Here is a 17156-nt window from a genome sequence, read left to right as displayed (position 1 = left end):
GTCAATCCTTGAGGATCAGCTCGACCACCGGGGTCACCACATCGGGCTTCAGCACCGGCAGTTCGAGCGTCAGCATGCCGTCGCCGACTGCGACGCCGATGTTGGAATCGACCTCGGCATCGGGGTCGAGCCAGTGGATCTCGCTCGCATCGTGCAGGAACTGGGCATATTTCACCTTGCGCCCCAGCCCCGGGATATGGACGTGGCGGAACGGCCAGGTCTGGAGGTGGAGGTACAGCCGGTTGCCCTTCTGGGTGAAGCGGGTGCCGGCCGGCGCCTGGTATTCGGACGGCCCGGCGCCATAGATCGCGCGGCCGTTGACATGCAGCCACTCGCCATAGGTTTCGAGCGCGGTGACGGCGCGCTTGTCGAAGGTGCCGCGGGCCGTGGGCCCGACATTCATCAACAGGTTGCCGCCGAGCGCCACGGTATCGATCAGGATGTTGATCAGCTGGCCGGCATCCTTCCAAGTGTTCTCGTCGCGGTGGTAGCCCCACGAACCCGAGAAGGTGTGGCAGACTTCCCAGCGCACCGGCTTGCCGTTGATGGTGGGCGCGACGCGCGGCGTATACTGCTCCGGCGTGGCGAGATCCTTGGGGAAGTTGCCGTCGGTGGGCAGGTCCAGCCGGTCGCCGACGATGATGTTGGGCTGCAGCTCGCGCACCAGCCCGATCAGCTCCTCGGACTGCCAGTCGGCACGGCCCTTGCCGGGCATGCCCTTGTACTCGCGCTTGGGGTAGCTGAAGTCGAACCAGATCACCGAGATCTCGCCGAACCCGGTGAGCAGCTCGCGCACCTGGTTATGCATGTACTCGGCGTACTTTTTGACATCGCGGCTCTTGTTCATCTCCAGCGCATCGGGGTGGTTGCGCAGCGGATGGATGCCGTCGATCGGGAATTCCGGATGGTGCCAGTCGATCAGCGAATAGTAGAAGCCGACCTTCAGCCCTTCGGCGCGGAACGCCTCAACATAGGGCTTCAACAGGTCCTTGCCGTAGGGGGTGTTGGTCGCCTTGTAGTCGGTGAACTTGCTATCCCACAGGCAGAAGCCTTCGTGGTGCTTGGCGGTCAGCACCACATATTTCATCCCGGCCTCGCGCGCCCGGCGCGCCCACTCCTTGGGGTCGTACAGGTCGGGGTCGAAGTTCTCGAAATACTTGGCGTAGGTTTCCGGCGCGATTTCCTCGCGGTGCTGCACCCATTCATGGCGCGCGGCGAGGGCGTAAAGCCCGAAGTGAATGAACATGCCGAAGCGGTCATTGCTGAACCAGGCCTTGCCCGCCGACGAGTCGAGGCCACCGCTGACGGTGAGTGCGCTATCCAATCTATCCTCCTTGGTCCGGTTATCGAACCGGTTCGATTTTTATCCTGATGTCGACTGCGCAATGAGTCAAGGCGGAATCTGGAACAGGGCAGTTCGGTGGATTTCAGTTGCGTGAAGCCCTGCAACTGCTAGGTATTGCAACAGAATTGTCCGCCGAGCGTCTCACCAACCAAGCTCCCACTCCGGATAGAAGCGGTTCGAGAACCAACTGATGGCCACCATTCGTGACGTTGCGAGGCTCGCCGAAGTCTCGGTCTCGACCGTGTCGCTGGCGCTCAGCAATCCGGGCCGGGTGAGCCAGAAAACGCTGGAGCGGATCCGCACGGCGGTGGCGGCGGTGGGCTATGTCGCCGACCCCTTGGCGCAGAGTCTCGCGCGTGGACGGTCGAAGATGATCGGGCTCGTCGTCGGCAATGTCGGTAACCCGTTCTTCGGCGATATCCGTCGCGAGCTCGAGAACTATGCGCTCGAGCACGAGCATTTCGTCCTCATCACTGACTCCTCCGGCAAGCCGGGGCGCGAGCAGGCGCTGGTCGAGCACCTGATCGGGCTGAAGATCGCCGGCCTCGCCCTGGCGCCATCGAGCTTCGGGCCGGACTATGTGCGCTTCGTCGAGAGCATCAAGGTGCCGATGGTCTGCTTCGACCAGAAGGTCGCCGGCATCGAGCGGGACTTCGTCGGCTCCGACAATTATCTCGCCGGCGCCATGCTGACCGAACACCTCTTACAGCTCGGGCACCGGCGTATCGCCTTCATCGCCGGGCCGCAGCACATGCACACGGCGTCGGAACGCTATCGCGGTTTCGTCGAGACCATGGCCAGCGCCGGCGTGGAGGTGAACCCCAACTATGTGGTCGATGGCCAGTTCACCCGCTCGGCCGGCTACGAGGCGGCGATGCGGCTGCTGATCCAGCCGGAGCGCCCCACCGCCATCCTCGGCGCCAATAACGCAGTGGCGCTGGCGGCGCTGCAGGCGATGCAGGAGCTGGGCTTCAATTGCCCGGGCGATATCTCGCTGTGCATGATCGACGACGTGCAGTGGAGCAACGTCATCACCCCGCGCATCACCATGGTGGTGCAGGATACGCTGAAGCTGGGCGGCATCATCGCAAGGCGGCTGCTGCAGAGGATCACGACGCCGGAGGCGGCGGCGGAGCCACCACAGGATTTCGTGCTGAGCCCGAAGTTCGTGCCGGGGAATTCTTGTCGGCGGGTTTGAGCACCGGCTGGGCCACTAGCGCCCCCTCGCCCCTCTGGGGAGAGGGCGGCGATGTGGGCCGAAGGCCCGCATCGCGGGGTGAGGGGCGCCAAGCGCGCTGGCTGAACGATGGTCTCCTTCCCTTCTCCCCTCAGGGGAGAAGGTGGCCGAAGGCCGGTTGAGGGGTGAGGCGGTGCCACTCGCGCTCACTCGGCTACCGCGGTGTGCTTGGCGCCCCTCACCCTGACCCTCTCCCCCCGGAGGCGCTATCGCGCCCCGAGGAGGGGCGAGGGGACGTACGTGGCACCGCCGTTGCTACACACCTGCCCCCACATTCCGATAAGCCGCCGGCGCCACGCCGTGGTGGCGCTTGAACGCCCGGCTGAACGCTGCCTCCGAACTGTAGCCCACCTCGGCCGCAATACGTGAAAGCGGCTGTTTGCCCTGCAAGAGCCGCCGTCCGGCGAGCGTCATGCGCCAGGCGGTGAGGTAGCTGAGCGGTGGTTCGCCCACCCGTTCGGCGAAACGGCGCGAGAAGGTGGCGCGGGAGAGGCCGGCGGAGCTGGCCATCTCCTCGACGGTCCAGGGCTCGGCGGGCGTGGCGTGGATGGCCTGGAACACCCGCGCCAGTTGCGGGTCGTTCATCGCCACCAGCCAGCCGGGGGAGTGGCCGGCCTGTTCGGCGGCCCGGCGCAGCACGTAGATCATCAGTCCGGCGGTGAGGCTTTCGATCAGCGTCTCGTTGCCTTCGAAGGTGCATTCGAGTTCTGCGCTGAGCAGCGCCACCAGCCCGGCAATCCCCGGGTCGTCGGCGATCTCGGCGCCGCTCAGATGGATGAAGGGCGGGATGGCGAACACCCCGGTCTGGCGCCGCGTCGTGTCAGCCCTGAGCGTGCCGCAGAAGATCACCGCGTCGGGCTCGCGCCCGCTGAGCTCGAAGCTCCGCCTGGCAAATTCGGCAACGGGCTCGGCGAGGCCGTCCTTCCGGTCGGTGACGTCGTGCGCTTCGCCATTGGCGATGACGACGAGGTCGCCCTGTTCCAGCCGCACCACCGGGGTGCTCGGGCGGCGGAGCCAGGCGCTGCCCTTTTTCACCAGGTGGAAGGCGATCGTCGCGCCGGGGTCGAGAGTGAAGCCCCAGCGCCCCACCACGGCGCTGCGCACCAGGGTGAGCTGGGGCCGGGAATACATCCGCATCCATTGGTCGAGCACGGTCATGCGGTGACAGATAATGCGAGATGAGACGATCGGCAATGGAATTGCACGACATGAGCATGGATCGGCTCACCGGGCTGACCACATGTGGCTGATAACAACTGGAGCAACGCCCATGTCCTCGACCATTCTCGTCACCGCCGCCAACGGCACCGTCGGCAAGCACCTGGTGCCGCGCCTTCTGGCGCTCGGCCATCGCGTCCGCGCTGCCTCGCGCCGCGGCGGGGCCAGCCTCGGTGAAGCCACCCGGCTCGATTTCGAAGCGCCGGAGAGCTTTGCGGGGGCTCTGGCGGGTGTCGACGCGATCTACCTCGTGGTGCCCACCGGCCCGCACCATCCGCTGCACATGCTCGGCGGTTTCGTCGACGCGGCTGCGGCAGCGGGCATCAAGATCGTGCTGCAGTCGGCCATCGGCGTCGATGCCGACGAGGCGATCCCGTTCCGCCAGCTGGAGCGGAAGATCGAGGCGTCGGGCACGCCCTATGTGCTGCTCAGGCCGAACTGGTTCTTCGACAATTTCCACACCTATTGGCTGAAGGATGTGCGCGAGCGCGGCCTGATCCAGCTGCCGGCCGGCGAGACGCGGACCAGCTTCGTCGATGCGCGGGACATTGCCGACGTCGCAGCGGCGGCGCTGACCCGGCCGGATTTCGACGGCGAGGCGCTCACCCTCACCGGGGCCGAGAGCCTCACCTATGCCGACGCGGCTTCGGTGCTCTCGGCAGTGAGCGGCAAGCCGATCCGCTACGAGCCGATCGAGGTCAGCCAGTTCATCGCCTCGGCTGAGCGCAGCGGGCTGACGCGCGAATATGCCGAGCACCTGGCGCCGATCTTTTATCCGGTGACGCAGGGCTGGGTGGCAGCGGATTCGGGCGATGTTTCGCGGGTCACCGGCCGCGCGGCGCGGCGGCTGGTGGATTATGTCGCGGATAACGCGGCGCGGTTTGTGTGACGAGCACGGGCGGTGGTGCGAGTGCCTTCTCCCCTTGTGGGAGAAGGTGGCCGAAGGCCGGATGAGGGGTCTCTCTCCGCGCACTCCGGTCGCTCGTCGCTTACGCTCCGATCGCGCTACACTTCGTTGCGCGGACCCCTCATCCGCCCTTCGGGCACCTCCGGGCGAGGGCTACGCCCTCGTCCCGCGACCACAAGGGGAGAAGGCCGCCCCCCTGCCGCCGGTGAGCATCAAGCCGGCCGGATCAGCGCTTCGCTGCCGATCGGAGTGAAGCCCAAACTGAGGAACGCCCGGAGCGAGCGCGCGTTGCCCGGCGAAACCGCGGCGAACAGCAGTTCGCCTTCGGGGACGAGGCCGACGGCCTCCTTGATCAGCGAGGTGCCGAAGCCGAGATTGTGGGTGCCGGCTTCGACGCTCAGTTCGCGCCGCCCGGCGAGGCCGGCGCCGATGGTGATGAGGCCGCGCTCGTCGCCATAGACCCGGACATCGGAGCGATACTGCCGGGCATATTGTACCCGTGGGTGATCGTCGGCATCGGTGCGGAGCGGCAGGCTCGAAGTGCCGGTGCCGCGGGTGTAGAGCATCGCGTCGATGACGCCGATGAAGCCGTTTGGTCCGGCCAGCCAGCGCAGGAAATCCGGCGCCATCGAGGCGCCAAAACCATCGGGCCCTTGCTGCAGCACCTCATCGGCCGAGCGCGCGGTGGCGACGACGGCGTGGCCGGTGAAGGCGACCGAGCATTCCCAGCCGCCGGCCAGCGGCGGCAGCACGGTGACGCCACCATCGACAGCGGGGAAGCGCCCTTCGGCGGCGTTGGTCAACAGGTCGAGCAGGGGGTGGTGCATCGCGTAAGCTGTTCTATCGGGGTCGGAAGTCTGCGATACAGGCGCTCGCCATGAAAGTCACTCCGCCCCTTACCGCCCCGAACGACATCGCCGATTTCATCGCCCTGCGCCGGCGGCTGCATGCCGCGCCGGAGCTGAGCCGCGAGGAATTCGCCACCAGCGCGCTGGTCGCCGAACTGCTCACCGGCTGGGGCTATGAGGTGGCGACCGGCATTGGCGGCGCCGGCGTGGTGGCAACGCTCAGGGCCGGGGCAGGGGAGCGCATAATCGGGCTCCGCGCCGATATGGACGCGCTGCCGATCGCCGAAGCGACCGGCCTCGACTATGCCAGCCAGAAGCCCGGCGTGATGCATGCTTGCGGGCATGACGGGCACACCACCATCCTCCTCGCCGCGGCGAAGCACCTGGCCGAGACGCGCAACTTCTCCGGCACGGTACGGCTGATCTTCCAGCCGGCCGAGGAAGTCGGCGGCGCGGTCGAGATGATCGAGGACGGGCTGTTCGAGCGCTTCCCGGTCGATGCGCTGTTCGGCATGCATAACTGGCCGGGGGTGCCGGAGGGTGAGTTCCGCTTCATCGACGGGCCGGCCATGGCGGCGGTCGACTGGATCATCATCACCATCAAGGGCAAGGGCGGGCACGGCGCCATGCCGCACGAGGCGGTCGACCCGATCGTCGCCGCCTCGTCGCTGGTGCTGGCGCTGCAATCGATCGTTTCGCGCAACATCGACCCCCTGGAAACGGCGGTGATCACCGTCGGGATGCTGCATGGCGGCTCGATGCCTAATGTGATCCCCGACAGCGTCGAGCTGCAGCTCAACACCCGCGCCTTCACCGAGGCGGTGCGTGACCGGATCCGCGAGCGGATCAAGCTCCTGGCCGAAGCGCAGGCAGCGAGTTTTGGCGCGGTGGCTGAGGTGGTCCACCCGCCGGGCTTTCCGGCGCTGTTCAACCATCACGACGAGACGGCGTTCGCCCGGCAGACGGCGATCCGGCATTTCGGCGAGGGCAAGGTCGGAGCGCTGAAGCCGCTGCTGGTGAGCGAGGATTTCGCCTTCATGCTGCAGAAGCAGAAGGGGAGCTACCTGTTCGTCGGGAATGGTGCGAGCGCGGATCTGCACAGCCCGCGGTACGATTTCAACGACGCGATCATTGCGCCGGCGGCGAAGTATTGGGTGGCGCTGGTGGAGGATTATCTGGCGGCGAATGGGTAGGCGCTGAGGCCGGCAATCGGCCGCCCTCCCCCGCAAGCGGGAGAGGGTGCGCCGACTGCCAGGCTCAGCGCTAGGCCGTCGCCTCCAGCCGTCCCGCAGCAATGATCCGCTCCAGGAACTTCTGCGTCCGCGGGTTTTCCGGCTTTGAGAACAGCTGGTGCGGGTTGCCTTGTTCGACGATGCGGCCGCCGTCGAGGAAGCAGACGCGGTCGGCGACGTCGCGGGCGAAGCCCATTTCGTGGGTGACGATGACCATGGTCATGCCGCTGGTCTTCAAGTCGCGGATGATCTTCAGCACTTCGCCGATCAGTTCGGGGTCGAGCGCCGCCGTCACCTCGTCGAGCAGCAGCACGTCGGGTTCGGTGGCGAGCGAGCGGACGATGGCGACGCGCTGCTGCTGGCCGCCCGAGAGCTGCTCGGGATAGGCCTTGGCATATTGGCCGAGGCCGAACAGTTCGAGCAGTTTCAGCCCGGCCGCCTCGGCTTCGCGGCGATCGCGGCCATGCACGCGGATCGGCGCCAGCGTGATGTTTTCGAGCACGCTCATATGCGGGAAGAGGTTATAGGCCTGAAAGACAATGCCGACGCGCTTGTAGAGCCCGGTGCGGCCAAAGCTCTCGTCGTAGATATCGACGCCGTCGAGCCTGACGGTGCCTTCGTCGAACTCGGTGAGCCCGTTGATGCAGCGGAGCAGCGTCGATTTGCCGGAGCCGGAGGCGCCGATCAGGCACACCACTTCGTGCGGTGCGATCGAGAGATCCACCGCGTCCAGCACCTGGCGTTCGCCATAGAATTTGGTGAGCTGTTCGATCTCGATGCGGTTCATTTGGCACCTTGCAGGCGGCGCTGGCGGTCGCGGCGCTGCAGGTGATCGGTCAGGCGCGCCAGGGGGATGGTGGCGAGCAGGAACAGGATCGCGGCGACGACGAGCGAGGAATAGTTGAAGGTGCGGGCGGTGTAGATCTGCGCCTCGCGCACTGCATCGCGGACGCCGAGCACTGAGAGCAGGGCGACATCCTTCTGCAGCGCGACGACGAGGTTCAGCATGGCCGGTACCACATTGCGCAAGGCCTGCGGCAGGATGGCGTAGCGCAGGGTCTGCCACTGGCTGAGGCCGAGCGCCTTGGCCGCCATGCCCTGGCCCTCATGCACCGCCTCGATGCCGGAGCGATAGACCTCGGTGGCATAGGCCGAATAGCTCAGGATCAGCGCCACGCCGCCCCAGAACAGCCCTTCCTTGGGCAGGCCGGGGAGGTTCAACGCCGGAATGCCGAAGCCGAACAGCAGCACCAGCAGCAGCGCCGGCAGGCCGCGGAACAGATCGACATAGACGATGGCGAAGACGCGTAAGGGGGCGAACCAGGGGCCGCTCATGGCGCGGAAGATCGCCAGCACCAGCGCCCAGATGCCGATGCAGACGAGGCTGATCAGCCAGATCTGCAAGGAAACGAGGAAGCCGCGGGCAACGCCCGGCGCTGCTTCAATCATGGCGTCGACGGAAAAGAACTGGCTCTGGATGCGTGGCCATTGCTCGGCCGTACCGACGAACCAGGCGATGGCGCCGAACACCAGGACGACGCTGGCCAAACTAATAAGGACCGGCGCGAGCCGGTCCTTGAGAGCGATCTGCCGGCGTCCTTTGCCGGGTCGTCGTGTCATTGCGTGATCTCGGGAATGCTCGGATCGGCGATCAGGTACTTCTTGGCCAACTCGTCGATGGTGCCCTTGGACTTGAGCGCAGCGAGGCCTTCGTTGATCCACGGCACGATCGGGTTCTCGTAGGCGAAGAGCAGGCCGAGGCCCTCGTCCTTGGGGTCCTTGGGCAGGATCGCGGTGATCTTGGCCTCAGGCACCTGACAGCACGTGGCATAGAGCGCCGTCGGCAGCGCCGCGACGGTGGCGTCGATCTGGCCACCCTGCAGCGCCTGGAACACGCCCGCCTGGTCGTCGAACACGGCGGCATCGGCAATGCCGAGCACGTTGGTCACGTAGTCGAAATCGGTGGTGCCGACGGCAACGCCCCATTTGGCCGCCTTCAGGTCGGCGAAGCTCTTGGCGCCGGCGACGGCCGAGGCCGGGAGCGCGATCACGGCCTTGTCGGACTGGTAGTAGACATCGGAGAAGGTGGCGACCTTGGCGCGATCCGGGGTGACCGAGATCTGCTGGATCGAGAAATCATAGGCCTTCGGGCCGGGTGCGATGGCACCGTCGAAGGTCACGTCGACCCAGACCACGTCATCCTTGCTGAAGCCCAGTTCGGCGGCGAGCGCGTAAACCAGCGCCGCTTCAAAGCCTTCGCCGGCTTCCGGATTGTTGTCGAGCACCCATGGTGGATAGCTCGGCTCGGAGGTCGAGACGGTGAGCTTGCCGGGCGTGAACAGCCGCGGATCGTTGGGAGTCTTTTCCTGCGCCAGCACCGGCGTGACGACCATCGCCATCAGAGCCAGCAGCGCAATTGTCAGAACATTGTGCTTTTGAGCCATCTTCACTCTCGTGTTTTCGCCCGGCGGCAAGCTGAAATGCCCCGTCCACCAAGCCCCGCGGGGGAATTTACCGACAATCCGGCGCGACGCCAGCCATAGAATTGCAGAGATTCGGAATGGCGGGAAAGTTCATTGCATTTGCAATGAGTTGCGGGGAATGGGGGCTCCCCTCCCCCTTGAGGGGCGGGGCGGGGGGTGGGGGTCCATCGGTGATCACAGAACCACCCCCACCCCCAACCCCTCCCCTCAAGGGGGAGGGGACCGGGTAGAGCCCGGCAATGCCGCCGATCAGCAGCGTTGCGGCCATGCCGCCGGCCGGTACCCAGAGGGGGATGTCGACCGGCCAGCCCATGACGTGGGCGTAGCCGATGGTGACCAGCGCGCCGATCAGGTCGCCGCTGCCGCCGCCAAGGAGCGCCAGGAGCAGCGCTTCGCCAAAAAACTGCATGCGGATATGGCCGCGGGTCGCGCCCTGCGAGCGGCGGAGGCCGATCTCTGAGCGCCGCTCGAGAACCGAGATCACCATGGTGTTGGCGACACCGATGCCGCCGACCAGGAGCGCCACGGCGCCGAGCCCGAGCAGGAGGCCGGTGAAGGCGACGTCGGCTGCGGCTTCAGCGGCCAGTGCGTCGGAGGGGCGGGAGATGTCGACCTCGTTGGGCGCCTCGGGATTGGCGGTGGGGGCGAGGATGCTGCGGACGGTTTCCACCGCATCGGGGGCGGTGCGGAGATAGAGCGTGGTGATATCGCCCTCGAAATCGAGGTAGCGCTCGCCGGCGGGCCAGCCGATCAGCGCCGAGAGATCGAGCATCGGCACCAGCGAGACCGGTGCGAGGATGCCGACCACGGTGAACCAGCGGCCGCCGAGCCACACCTGTTGGCCGATCAGCCCGCGGCCGATGCCGAGCCGGGCGGCAGCGCGGGCGCCGAGCACCACGGTGGGGTAGTTGGCGGTGGCTTCGTTGAGCCAGGAGCCGACGGCGACCTCCGCGCTCAGGGTTTCGAGCAGGTTCAGCCTCGCGGCGTAGACGGCGAGGCCGCCCGACTGGCTCGCGGGGATGCGGTTGCTGCGATAGATCCTGGCGTCGGCCAATACGCCGATGGCGCTCACCATCTCGACCTCGGCAATGCGGCCGAGCATGGCGATGGATTCGGGCGGCATGGTCGCGGCTTCGCCGAACATCGACTTGCCCGGCCCGGCGCTGAGGAGGTTCGTGCCGAGCTCGGAGAGCAGCTGGTTGAGCTGGGCGCGGCTCGAGGTGGAAATGCCGACCACTGCGATCATCGCGGCAATGCCGATGGCGATGCCGAGCGCCGAGAGGATGACGCGCAGCGGCCGGGCCTTGAGGCCATAGGCGGCAAGCCGCACCACGTCGATGGCGAGGAGTTTTGCCGGTTGCAGGGTGCTCATCGGGGGCTCCGCCTGGTGTCTTCGACCAGTTGCCCGTCGCGCATGGCGGCCTGCCGGTCGAAGCGGGCGGCGAGGTCGCGATCATGGGTGATCACCACCACGGCGGTGCCGGCGCGGTGGAGGCCGAGCAGCAACTGCACCACGCCTTCGCCCGAGGTGCTGTCGAGGGCGCCGGTCGGCTCGTCGGCGAGCAGCAGCAGCGGCCGCCGTGCCAAGGCGCGAGCAATGGCGGTGCGCTGCTTTTCGCCGCCCGAGAGCTGATGCGGGCGGTGGTCGAGCCGGTGGGCAAGCCCGACCTCGCACAGCGCCGCTTCGGCGCGCTCGCGCCGTTCGCGCAATCCGGTGCCGGTGTAGAGCAGGCCATCGGCGACATTGTTGAGCGCCGAGACGCCGGGCGACAGGTGGAAATGCTGGAACACGAAGCCGATGTGGCGGGCCCGCAGCGCCGAGAGCTGGCTGTCCTTGAGGTTCTCGACCGCCAGCCCGTCGATTTCGACAGTGCCGGCGCTGGCGCGATCGAGCGTGCCGATGATGTTGAGCATGGTGGATTTGCCCGAGCCGGAGGGGCCGACAATGGCGACGAGCTCGCCGCGCCCGATCTCGAGGCTGACATCGCGCAGCGCCAGCACGCCGCCGGCAAAGCCGCGCGACACGTTCCTCAGGGAAACGATGGTTGCCGTCATCCGGGCACGCTGACCCGCTCGCCCTCTGCAATGCCGTCGCCGCTGACCTCGACCCGCCCGGCGGCGAACAGGCCGGTATCGACGGGGGCGAGCCTCGTGCCGCCATCATCGACGAGCTCGACGGCAAAGCCGCCTTCCGGCCGGGCCAGTAGCGCCGTGATCGGCACCGAGAGTACGTTGTTGCGGCGCTCGCTGACGAAATCCACGTCGACCGAGGCGACTTCCAGCCCGTCGAGGGCGGCCTGGTCGGCGATCCCCACGGTCACCTCGATATTGCCGTCGGTCACCACCGAGCCGACCTCGGAGATCGTGCCGGCCACCTTGCGATCATCAGGCAGGGTGACGGTGACGGGGCGGCCGACCGCGGCAAGCGCCTGGTCGGCGACGGCGAGCGGCACGGTCACCAGCTTGGTGATGTCGGAATAATCGAGGATCGAGCTGCGGTCGGCTGAGGCGGCGAGCAGGGTTTCGCCGACACTGGCATCGTGCGCGGCGACATGCACCGGCCCCTCTGCAATCACCACTTGGCCGAGACTGACAATGCCGGTGACGGCGAGGCCGGAGACGCGTTGCCAGCTGCGCACCTGTTGGCCGAGCGGGCCGGCATAGCCGAGGGCGGCGAGATTGTCGGCCAGTTGCGCGACATCGGCAGTGTCGTCGGCCCGGGCGACGAGCGCCGCGTGGGTATCGCGCAGCGCGTCGCGTTTCACTGTGGCATCGGCAATGGCGACGCGGGCTGCGACGGCATCGAGTTTTGCCGCGGCGAGGTCCTTATCGAGGGTGCGGATGGCGGCGGCCGCGGCGGCGCGGGCCTTGGCGAGCTCGGCTTCGGCGGCCGCGATTTCGGCGCTGGGCGCCAGTTCGGCGGCCGAGAGTTCGGTGACCCGCGCCAGCTTCGCCGCAGCGACCGCGACGGCGCCGCTTAGTTCAATGAACTCGGGGAGGGCAGGGGCGCTGGCGCTGGCGTCGGCGAGCCGGGCGGCGAGATCGGTGCTGCGTGCTTCGGCATCGGCGAGGCGCTGGGTTTCGAGCGCCACCGTCAGGTCGGCGGCGGCCACGGCGGCTTCGCTCTGTTCGAGCTCGACCCAGACGGGAACGTCCGTATCGGCATCGAAGCGGAGCGTGCGGTGTTGCGGCACGGTGCCGTAGAACAGGATGGCCGGCTGGCCATCGAGCCCGTAGAGCGCTTCGCCACGCTCGATGGTGGCGCCCACCGGCGCCAGCGCGGTGACCATTGCCGAGGCGCCGGCGAGGCTCGGGCGCAAGGCCGTGAGCTCGCTATAGCCGAGCGTGCCGGTGACGGTCTTACTGTCGACCAGCTCGCCCCGGGTGATCTCGGCCGTTGCGATGGGGGCGGCGCTCGGTGCAGCCGATGGAGGCGCCGGCTGCAGCAGCACAAAGCCCGCGATCGCGACGGCCCCGGCGGCAATAGCAAGCGCGCCGCCGGAGAGCATGGTGCGGAGGTGGATCATCCGCCGATCATGATCCGGGCGCCACCGCTCAGCTCGCGGCAGGCATCCATGGCGGCACGGAGCTTTGGATCATCCGGTCCGGCGCCGATCTTGCCGGCATCGAAGCCGCCATCGGCGCTCGGATCGGGGAAGTTCGGCAGCCCGTGCTCGCGCACGCATTGCGCCAGCTTCAGCAGGCCCTCGAGTTGCTCAGGGGTGACGCCTTCGCCGCGCATCCCCTCGGGGGCGAGATCGTGGCAGGCGGCCGAGGCTTTTTCGAAACGGGCGGCGCTGCCAGGGGTGATGAGGAAGCGCATACCCTCGCCCGGCGTCGGATCGGGAAACTCGGCATAGCCGTTGTCGCGCATGCACTGGGCATAGGCGAGGGCGGCATCGTCGTTGTCGGCGGGGGCCTGGGCGAAGGAGGGTAGCGGGGCGACCAGCAGCAGGGCGGCGGTGAGGAGGGGGAGGAAAGTCTGGGTGAGCATCGTCATGTCTCCGTCGTTTGCACTTGGGAGCGACGGGATACGAGATGCGGTATTAGGCGGGTGTTAGGTGAGTACAGAGCTGGCCAAGGACTCGATGCCCACCTCCCCCTGGACGGGGGAGGCAAGCGGAGCTTGGGAGCGAAGCGACCTAGCGGAGCTCGGAGGGGGTGTGGGAAGGCACGGTGCTTGGCGGCTTCAGCGAGCATCGAGCGCGTGGCACACCCCACCCCATCCCTCCCCGTCAAGGGGAGGGTGTTCGGCCGGTGTTTGTGGCCCCCCTCCCACCAGCCTTTCGGCTGGTCCCCCCTCCCCCGCAAGCGGGAGAGGGTGCGCCGACTGCACGTTCAGTTAGCGGCCGAAGCCGCCGGAAACCGCACCCGTACCAGCAGCCCACCGCCCTCGCGTGGGCTCGCTTCAACCTCGCCGCCATGCGTGTGGGCGACGGAGCGGACGATGGAGAGGCCGAGGCCGGCGCCGCGGGTGATGGGGCCGCGGGTGGCGCCGGCGAGGCGTTCGGTGGCGGCGAGGCGGCGGAACGGTTCGAACAGGCTGGGGATCTCGTAGGCCGGCACGAAGGGGCCGGTGTTTTCGACCACCAGTTCGACGCCGTTGCCGCTCAGCGCAGTGTGGACGCTCACCCAGCCGTTCTCGGCAACATTGTACTGGATGGCGTTCTCGATGAGGTTCTGGATCAGCCGCTCGAGCAGGAAGGCGTCGCCCATCACGGTGCCGGGGACGAAGGCGGCGCCGAGCCGCACGCCGGCCCGTTCGGCGATCGGGGTGAGCTCAGTGACGATGTGTCCGGCGATTTCGCCCAGTTCGACGGTATGGAACTCGGCGGCGCGCTGCTCGCCGCTGGCGAGGGTCAAAAGCCCATCGGTCAGCTTCTCGTGGCGCTGGTTGACGGCGAGGAGCGTGGTGCCAAGCTGGCGCAGCTTGTCGTCGGGGCCGGCTTCGAGCAGCGCCACCTCGATCAGCGTGCGGGTGATGGTGAGCGGGGTGCGCAGCTCATGGCTGGCATTGGCGACGAAGCGGCGCTGGCTGTCGAAGGAGCGGTCGAGCCGCTCCAGCATGGCGTCGAGCGTATCGGCGAGATCCTTGATCTCATCCCTGGGGCCATCAAGCGCGATGCGTTCATGGAGGCTCCGGTCGGCGACGCGGCGGGCCGTGGCGGTGATGTCGCGTAAGGGTTGCAGCGCCTGGCCGGCCACCAGCCAGCCGATCACCCCGGCAATGATGGTGAGGATGCCGACGAGGATGAACGACACCATCAGCATGGTGTCGAGCGTGTTGACCCGCGCCTGTCGCACCATGACGCTGATGCGCCCGGCCTCGTCCATCAGCTCGCGCGGCGGCAGCTCGCCCGGGGCGCCCAACTGGCCTTGGGCCATCGGCGCGTCGTCGGTCACCAGGCGGATGCTGAACTGCCGGTCGAGCACCACGCCGAGATAGAGATAAATGGCGACGATCAGCGCCACGCCGGCAACGAAGAAGGCGCCGGCGTAGAGCAGGCTCAGCCGGGTACGGATGGTCCAGGGGAAGCCGAGGAATTTCAGGAGCCGCGTCATCTGAGCCGGTACCCCACGCCCTGGACGGTTTCGATCAATTGCGGCTCGCCCAGTTTCTTCCGCACATTCATCACGGTGAAACGCACCACGCCGGAGAACGGATCGATCTGTTCGTCCCAGGCTTTTTCGAGCAACTGCTCGGCCGAGACGACGCCGCCATCGGCGCGCAGCAGTTCCTCGAGAACGGCGAATTCCTTCTTCGACAGATCGATCGGTTTATCACCTCGAAGCACAATGCGGCGGTGGGGATCGAGCCGGAGGCCGGAGCGTTCGAGCACCGGCGGGATGGCCGGCCGGGCGCGGCGGGCCAGGGCCTGGACGCGGGCCACCAGCTCGGCGAAGGCAAAGGGCTTGGTCAGGTAGTCGTCGGCGCCGAGCCCGAGCCCGGCAACGCGCTGCGCCACGGCAGTGGCAGCGGTGAGCATCAGGATGCGGGTCGGGGACTGGGTCTCGACCAGCACGGCGCAGACCTCGTCGCCCGAGACGAGCGGGATATCGCGATCGAGCACCAGCACGTCGTAATCGTTGACCAGCGCCCGATCGAGCCCGGCTGCCCCGTCATAGGCCACATCCACCGCCATGGCATGGAGCCGCAGGCCCTCGGCGATCGAATCCGCCAGCTGCCGTTCGTCTTCGACCACTAAAACGCGCACCCGCTTACCCTCCAGCAAACCATGCTAAAGCTTTCACCGAACGGGTGAAACGCCAGAGCTCGCCGCTCTCGCTCTAGGCGACGCGGTGTTAGGGCGGCGTTAGGAAGCGACGGCTGGCGCCATAGCGGGTGGGGGCGTTGCGGAGACGATCGGGCCGTGCCACGCTCGCGCAATGCAAAGGGTGCGTGCCGCGGTAAGTCTGGGGCCAAACTGCCGGGGCAAGTTTCACTTGCAGCGCGTCTTCGGGGACGCCAGCCCAAGCGGGATCTTCGACTGGCAGATCACCCCTGCTGAAGCGATCCATCGCTATCTCGAACGGGACTTCGAAGGCATGTTCGAGCGGTCAGACCTGCAAATCCGTTCCGGCGTGGTGTGGAATGGACGGCACAACAGCTCCCATCAACACGAGTTTCCGCGAGGCCTCACCGAGGATCAGCTCGATGCGCATTACCCCGCGGCGCGGGCCCGGCACGACTACTTGTGCCGCAAAACCCGGGCATTGCTACGTCAACGGGGCCCGCTGCTGCTGGTGTTCAGCCGGCCGGTGCCGACCGAGGTGACCGACGGGCTGGTGCGCGGCGTTTCGCGGTACAATCCGCACCTCGCGTTTCACCTGCTTGCTGAACCGATCGAGGGCTCGATCGGTGACTGGACCGGCGACACCGAGGTCTGGAACGACCTGCTGTCACGCTTCTCCATCCATCCCTTTCATCGCTTCGTGGCCGAAGCGGCAGCGATCTGTCGCAAGAGTCTGCGCGGGCGGTCCGGTAACAGTGGGGCAGGTGTCGGCATTGCCGCAGCCGCGGAAGTGCGTGGCGGCGTGCGCAGTCGCAGACCGAGGCACTAGCCCTTTGTCGACCCGCCCGCCATGCCGTCGATGAAATGCCGCTGCAGCAGCAGGAACAGCATCAGGATCGGCAGCACGATGATCATGGCAGCGGCCATGATCTGCCCCCAGTCGCTGGTGTATTTGCCGCTCAGAAGGGTGAAGGAAACCACCGCCGTCATCTCGTTCTTGCTCTGCAGGAACGTCGAGGCGATGAGGAATTCGTTCCAGCAATAGAGCCCGATGATCAGCGCCACGGTGAGCAGCCCGGGCGAGACGATCGGCAGCATGACCTTCGAAAACACCTGCCAGGCGTTGGCGCCATCGAGATTGGCGGCTTCCTCGAGCTCCTTGGGGATGGCGATGAAGTAAGTGCGCAGCAGCATGATGGCGAAGGGGCTGAACATGGCGCAGTAGACGAAGGACACGGCGACGGGGTTGTTGATCAGCCCGAGCCGGGCGAAGCCGAAATAGAGCGGGAACAGGAACAACTGGATCGGCGCGGTGGTGGTGGCGAGGAAATAGGCGCTCACCGCCTTCCACGGCTTGATCTTCTGGCGCGCCAGCACATAGGCGGCGCCGGCCCCGGTGGTCAGCACCAATCCGATGGTCATCAGCGTGACCTTGGCGCTGTTGAGCATGGTTTCGCCGAGCCGCGCATCGGTCCAGGCGCGGGTGAAATTCGACCAGTTGAGCTCGGCCGGCCAGCTCAGCGGGCTGAGGATGATCTCGGGTGTCGTCTTGAAGGCGTTGAGCAGCATCAAGAGCAGGGGCCCAAGCGCGAACAGCGCGCCGAGCGCCAGGACGATGTAGGAGATAGTGCGCGACCAGCGGGTTCCGAGCAT

17 protein-coding genes are annotated in these 17156 nt (G+C 67.1%); 4 read left to right on the top strand and 13 right to left on the bottom strand.

Going from position 1 to position 17156, the window contains the following annotated elements; translation table 11 throughout:
- Position 1 precedes the first annotated feature (1 nt).
- A complete protein-coding gene (locus tag ASC68_RS20610) occupies positions 2 to 1324 on the bottom strand; it encodes an alpha-L-fucosidase (RefSeq protein WP_055883430.1) in 1323 nt (440 codons plus the stop codon).
- Positions 1325 to 1535: 211 nt separating this feature from the next.
- On the opposite strand from ASC68_RS20610, the gene ASC68_RS20605 reads away from it, so the two are divergent.
- Complete coding sequence (locus tag ASC68_RS20605; protein WP_055883428.1) at positions 1536 to 2543, top strand: LacI family DNA-binding transcriptional regulator; 1008 nt, start codon at positions 1536 to 1538, stop codon at positions 2541 to 2543.
- Positions 2544 to 2837: 294 nt separating this feature from the next.
- On the opposite strand, the gene ASC68_RS20600 is transcribed toward ASC68_RS20605, so the two are convergent.
- Positions 2838 to 3740, bottom strand: coding sequence for an AraC family transcriptional regulator (locus ASC68_RS20600; protein ID WP_055883425.1), 903 nt, complete (start codon positions 3738 to 3740; stop codon positions 2838 to 2840).
- 112 nt (positions 3741 to 3852) lie between these two features.
- On the opposite strand from ASC68_RS20600, the gene ASC68_RS20595 reads away from it, so the two are divergent.
- On the top strand, positions 3853 to 4689 hold the full coding sequence (locus tag ASC68_RS20595; protein ID WP_055883423.1) for an SDR family oxidoreductase: 837 nt from the start codon (positions 3853 to 3855) through the stop codon (positions 4687 to 4689).
- Positions 4690 to 4919: 230 nt separating this feature from the next.
- Here ASC68_RS20595 and ASC68_RS20590 read toward each other — a convergent pair whose 3' ends face one another.
- The gene (locus tag ASC68_RS20590) at positions 4920 to 5534 is read right to left on the bottom strand and encodes a hypothetical protein (protein WP_055883418.1); all 615 of its coding nucleotides are present in this window, start codon (positions 5532 to 5534) and stop codon (positions 4920 to 4922) included.
- A gap of 50 nt (positions 5535 to 5584) precedes the next feature.
- On the opposite strand from ASC68_RS20590, the gene ASC68_RS20585 reads away from it, so the two are divergent.
- Complete coding sequence (locus ASC68_RS20585) at positions 5585 to 6748, top strand: M20 aminoacylase family protein (protein WP_055883416.1); 1164 nt, start codon at positions 5585 to 5587, stop codon at positions 6746 to 6748.
- 70 nt (positions 6749 to 6818) lie between these two features.
- Here ASC68_RS20585 and ASC68_RS20580 read toward each other — a convergent pair whose 3' ends face one another.
- From ASC68_RS20580 to ASC68_RS20540, 9 genes are all read right to left on the bottom strand, one after another.
- On the bottom strand, positions 6819 to 7574 hold the full coding sequence (locus tag ASC68_RS20580) for an amino acid ABC transporter ATP-binding protein (RefSeq protein ID WP_055883413.1): 756 nt from the start codon (positions 7572 to 7574) through the stop codon (positions 6819 to 6821).
- Positions 7571 to 8407, bottom strand: a complete 837-nt coding sequence (locus tag ASC68_RS20575; protein WP_055883410.1) for an amino acid ABC transporter permease — start codon at positions 8405 to 8407, stop codon at positions 7571 to 7573. The genes ASC68_RS20580 and ASC68_RS20575 overlap by 4 nt, the downstream gene beginning before the upstream one ends.
- Positions 8404 to 9231, bottom strand: a complete 828-nt coding sequence (locus tag ASC68_RS20570) for an ABC transporter substrate-binding protein (RefSeq protein ID WP_055883407.1) — start codon at positions 9229 to 9231, stop codon at positions 8404 to 8406. The genes ASC68_RS20575 and ASC68_RS20570 overlap by 4 nt, the downstream gene beginning before the upstream one ends.
- Before the next feature lie 67 nt (positions 9232 to 9298).
- Complete coding sequence (locus ASC68_RS20565; RefSeq protein WP_082528335.1) at positions 9299 to 10642, bottom strand: ABC transporter permease; 1344 nt, start codon at positions 10640 to 10642, stop codon at positions 9299 to 9301.
- Positions 10639 to 11325, bottom strand: a complete 687-nt coding sequence (locus tag ASC68_RS20560; RefSeq protein WP_055883404.1) for an ABC transporter ATP-binding protein — start codon at positions 11323 to 11325, stop codon at positions 10639 to 10641. Before ASC68_RS20560 ends, ASC68_RS20565 begins: the two co-directional genes overlap by 4 nt.
- Entirely contained in the window at positions 11322 to 12797 is a 1476-nt protein-coding gene (locus tag ASC68_RS20555) for an efflux RND transporter periplasmic adaptor subunit (protein ID WP_055883401.1), read from the bottom strand. Before ASC68_RS20555 ends, ASC68_RS20560 begins: the two co-directional genes overlap by 4 nt.
- Complete coding sequence (locus tag ASC68_RS20550) at positions 12794 to 13264, bottom strand: hypothetical protein (protein WP_055883398.1); 471 nt, start codon at positions 13262 to 13264, stop codon at positions 12794 to 12796. Before ASC68_RS20550 ends, ASC68_RS20555 begins: the two co-directional genes overlap by 4 nt.
- Positions 13265 to 13608: 344 nt before the next feature.
- The gene (locus tag ASC68_RS20545) at positions 13609 to 14832 is read right to left on the bottom strand and encodes a HAMP domain-containing sensor histidine kinase (RefSeq protein ID WP_055883395.1); all 1224 of its coding nucleotides are present in this window, start codon (positions 14830 to 14832) and stop codon (positions 13609 to 13611) included.
- Positions 14829 to 15485: a response regulator transcription factor gene (locus tag ASC68_RS20540; RefSeq protein ID WP_055883393.1), complete on the bottom strand. Its 657-nt coding sequence runs from the start codon at positions 15483 to 15485 to the stop codon at positions 14829 to 14831. The genes ASC68_RS20545 and ASC68_RS20540 overlap by 4 nt, the downstream gene beginning before the upstream one ends.
- A 229-nt stretch (positions 15486 to 15714) precedes the next feature.
- On the opposite strand from ASC68_RS20540, the gene ASC68_RS20535 reads away from it, so the two are divergent.
- A complete protein-coding gene (locus tag ASC68_RS20535) occupies positions 15715 to 16332 on the top strand; it encodes a hypothetical protein (protein WP_055883390.1) in 618 nt (205 codons plus the stop codon).
- Here ASC68_RS20535 and ASC68_RS20530 read toward each other — a convergent pair.
- Positions 16329 to 17156, bottom strand: coding sequence for a carbohydrate ABC transporter permease (locus ASC68_RS20530; RefSeq protein WP_055883388.1), 828 nt, complete (start codon positions 17154 to 17156; stop codon positions 16329 to 16331). The two genes, ASC68_RS20535 and ASC68_RS20530, sit on opposite strands and share 4 nt — an antisense overlap.

Source organism: Devosia sp. Root105 (assembly GCF_001424865.1).
Classification (GTDB): Bacteria; Pseudomonadota; Alphaproteobacteria; order Rhizobiales; family Devosiaceae; genus Devosia_A.
This window is presented reverse-complemented; position numbering and strand designations above follow the sequence as displayed.

Bases quoted from the DNA above. Each gene is read 5' to 3' on its own strand.
- ASC68_RS20595 (WP_055883423.1), top strand. From the start codon at position 3,853: ATGTCCTCGACCATTCTCGTCACCGCCGCCAACGGCACCGTCGGCAAG.
- ASC68_RS20560 (WP_055883404.1), bottom strand. From the start codon at position 11,325: ATGACGGCAACCATCGTTTCCCTGAGGAACGTGTCGCGCGGCTTTGCC.
- ASC68_RS20550 (WP_055883398.1), bottom strand. From the start codon at position 13,264: ATGCTCACCCAGACTTTCCTCCCCCTCCTCACCGCCGCCCTGCTGCTG.
- ASC68_RS20605 (WP_055883428.1), top strand. From the start codon at position 1,536: ATGGCCACCATTCGTGACGTTGCGAGGCTCGCCGAAGTCTCGGTCTCG.
- ASC68_RS20530 (WP_055883388.1), bottom strand. From the start codon at position 17,156: ATGCTCGGAACCCGCTGGTCGCGCACTATCTCCTACATCGTCCTGGCG.
- ASC68_RS20545 (WP_055883395.1), bottom strand. From the start codon at position 14,832: ATGACGCGGCTCCTGAAATTCCTCGGCTTCCCCTGGACCATCCGTACC.
- ASC68_RS20580 (WP_055883413.1), bottom strand. From the start codon at position 7,574: ATGAACCGCATCGAGATCGAACAGCTCACCAAATTCTATGGCGAACGC.
- ASC68_RS20565 (WP_082528335.1), bottom strand. From the start codon at position 10,642: ATGAGCACCCTGCAACCGGCAAAACTCCTCGCCATCGACGTGGTGCGG.
- ASC68_RS20600 (WP_055883425.1), bottom strand. From the start codon at position 3,740: ATGACCGTGCTCGACCAATGGATGCGGATGTATTCCCGGCCCCAGCTC.
- ASC68_RS20590 (WP_055883418.1), bottom strand. From the start codon at position 5,534: ATGCACCACCCCCTGCTCGACCTGTTGACCAACGCCGCCGAAGGGCGC.
- ASC68_RS20585 (WP_055883416.1), top strand. From the start codon at position 5,585: ATGAAAGTCACTCCGCCCCTTACCGCCCCGAACGACATCGCCGATTTC.
- ASC68_RS20570 (WP_055883407.1), bottom strand. From the start codon at position 9,231: ATGGCTCAAAAGCACAATGTTCTGACAATTGCGCTGCTGGCTCTGATG.
- ASC68_RS20555 (WP_055883401.1), bottom strand. From the start codon at position 12,797: ATGATCCACCTCCGCACCATGCTCTCCGGCGGCGCGCTTGCTATTGCC.
- ASC68_RS20575 (WP_055883410.1), bottom strand. From the start codon at position 8,407: ATGACACGACGACCCGGCAAAGGACGCCGGCAGATCGCTCTCAAGGAC.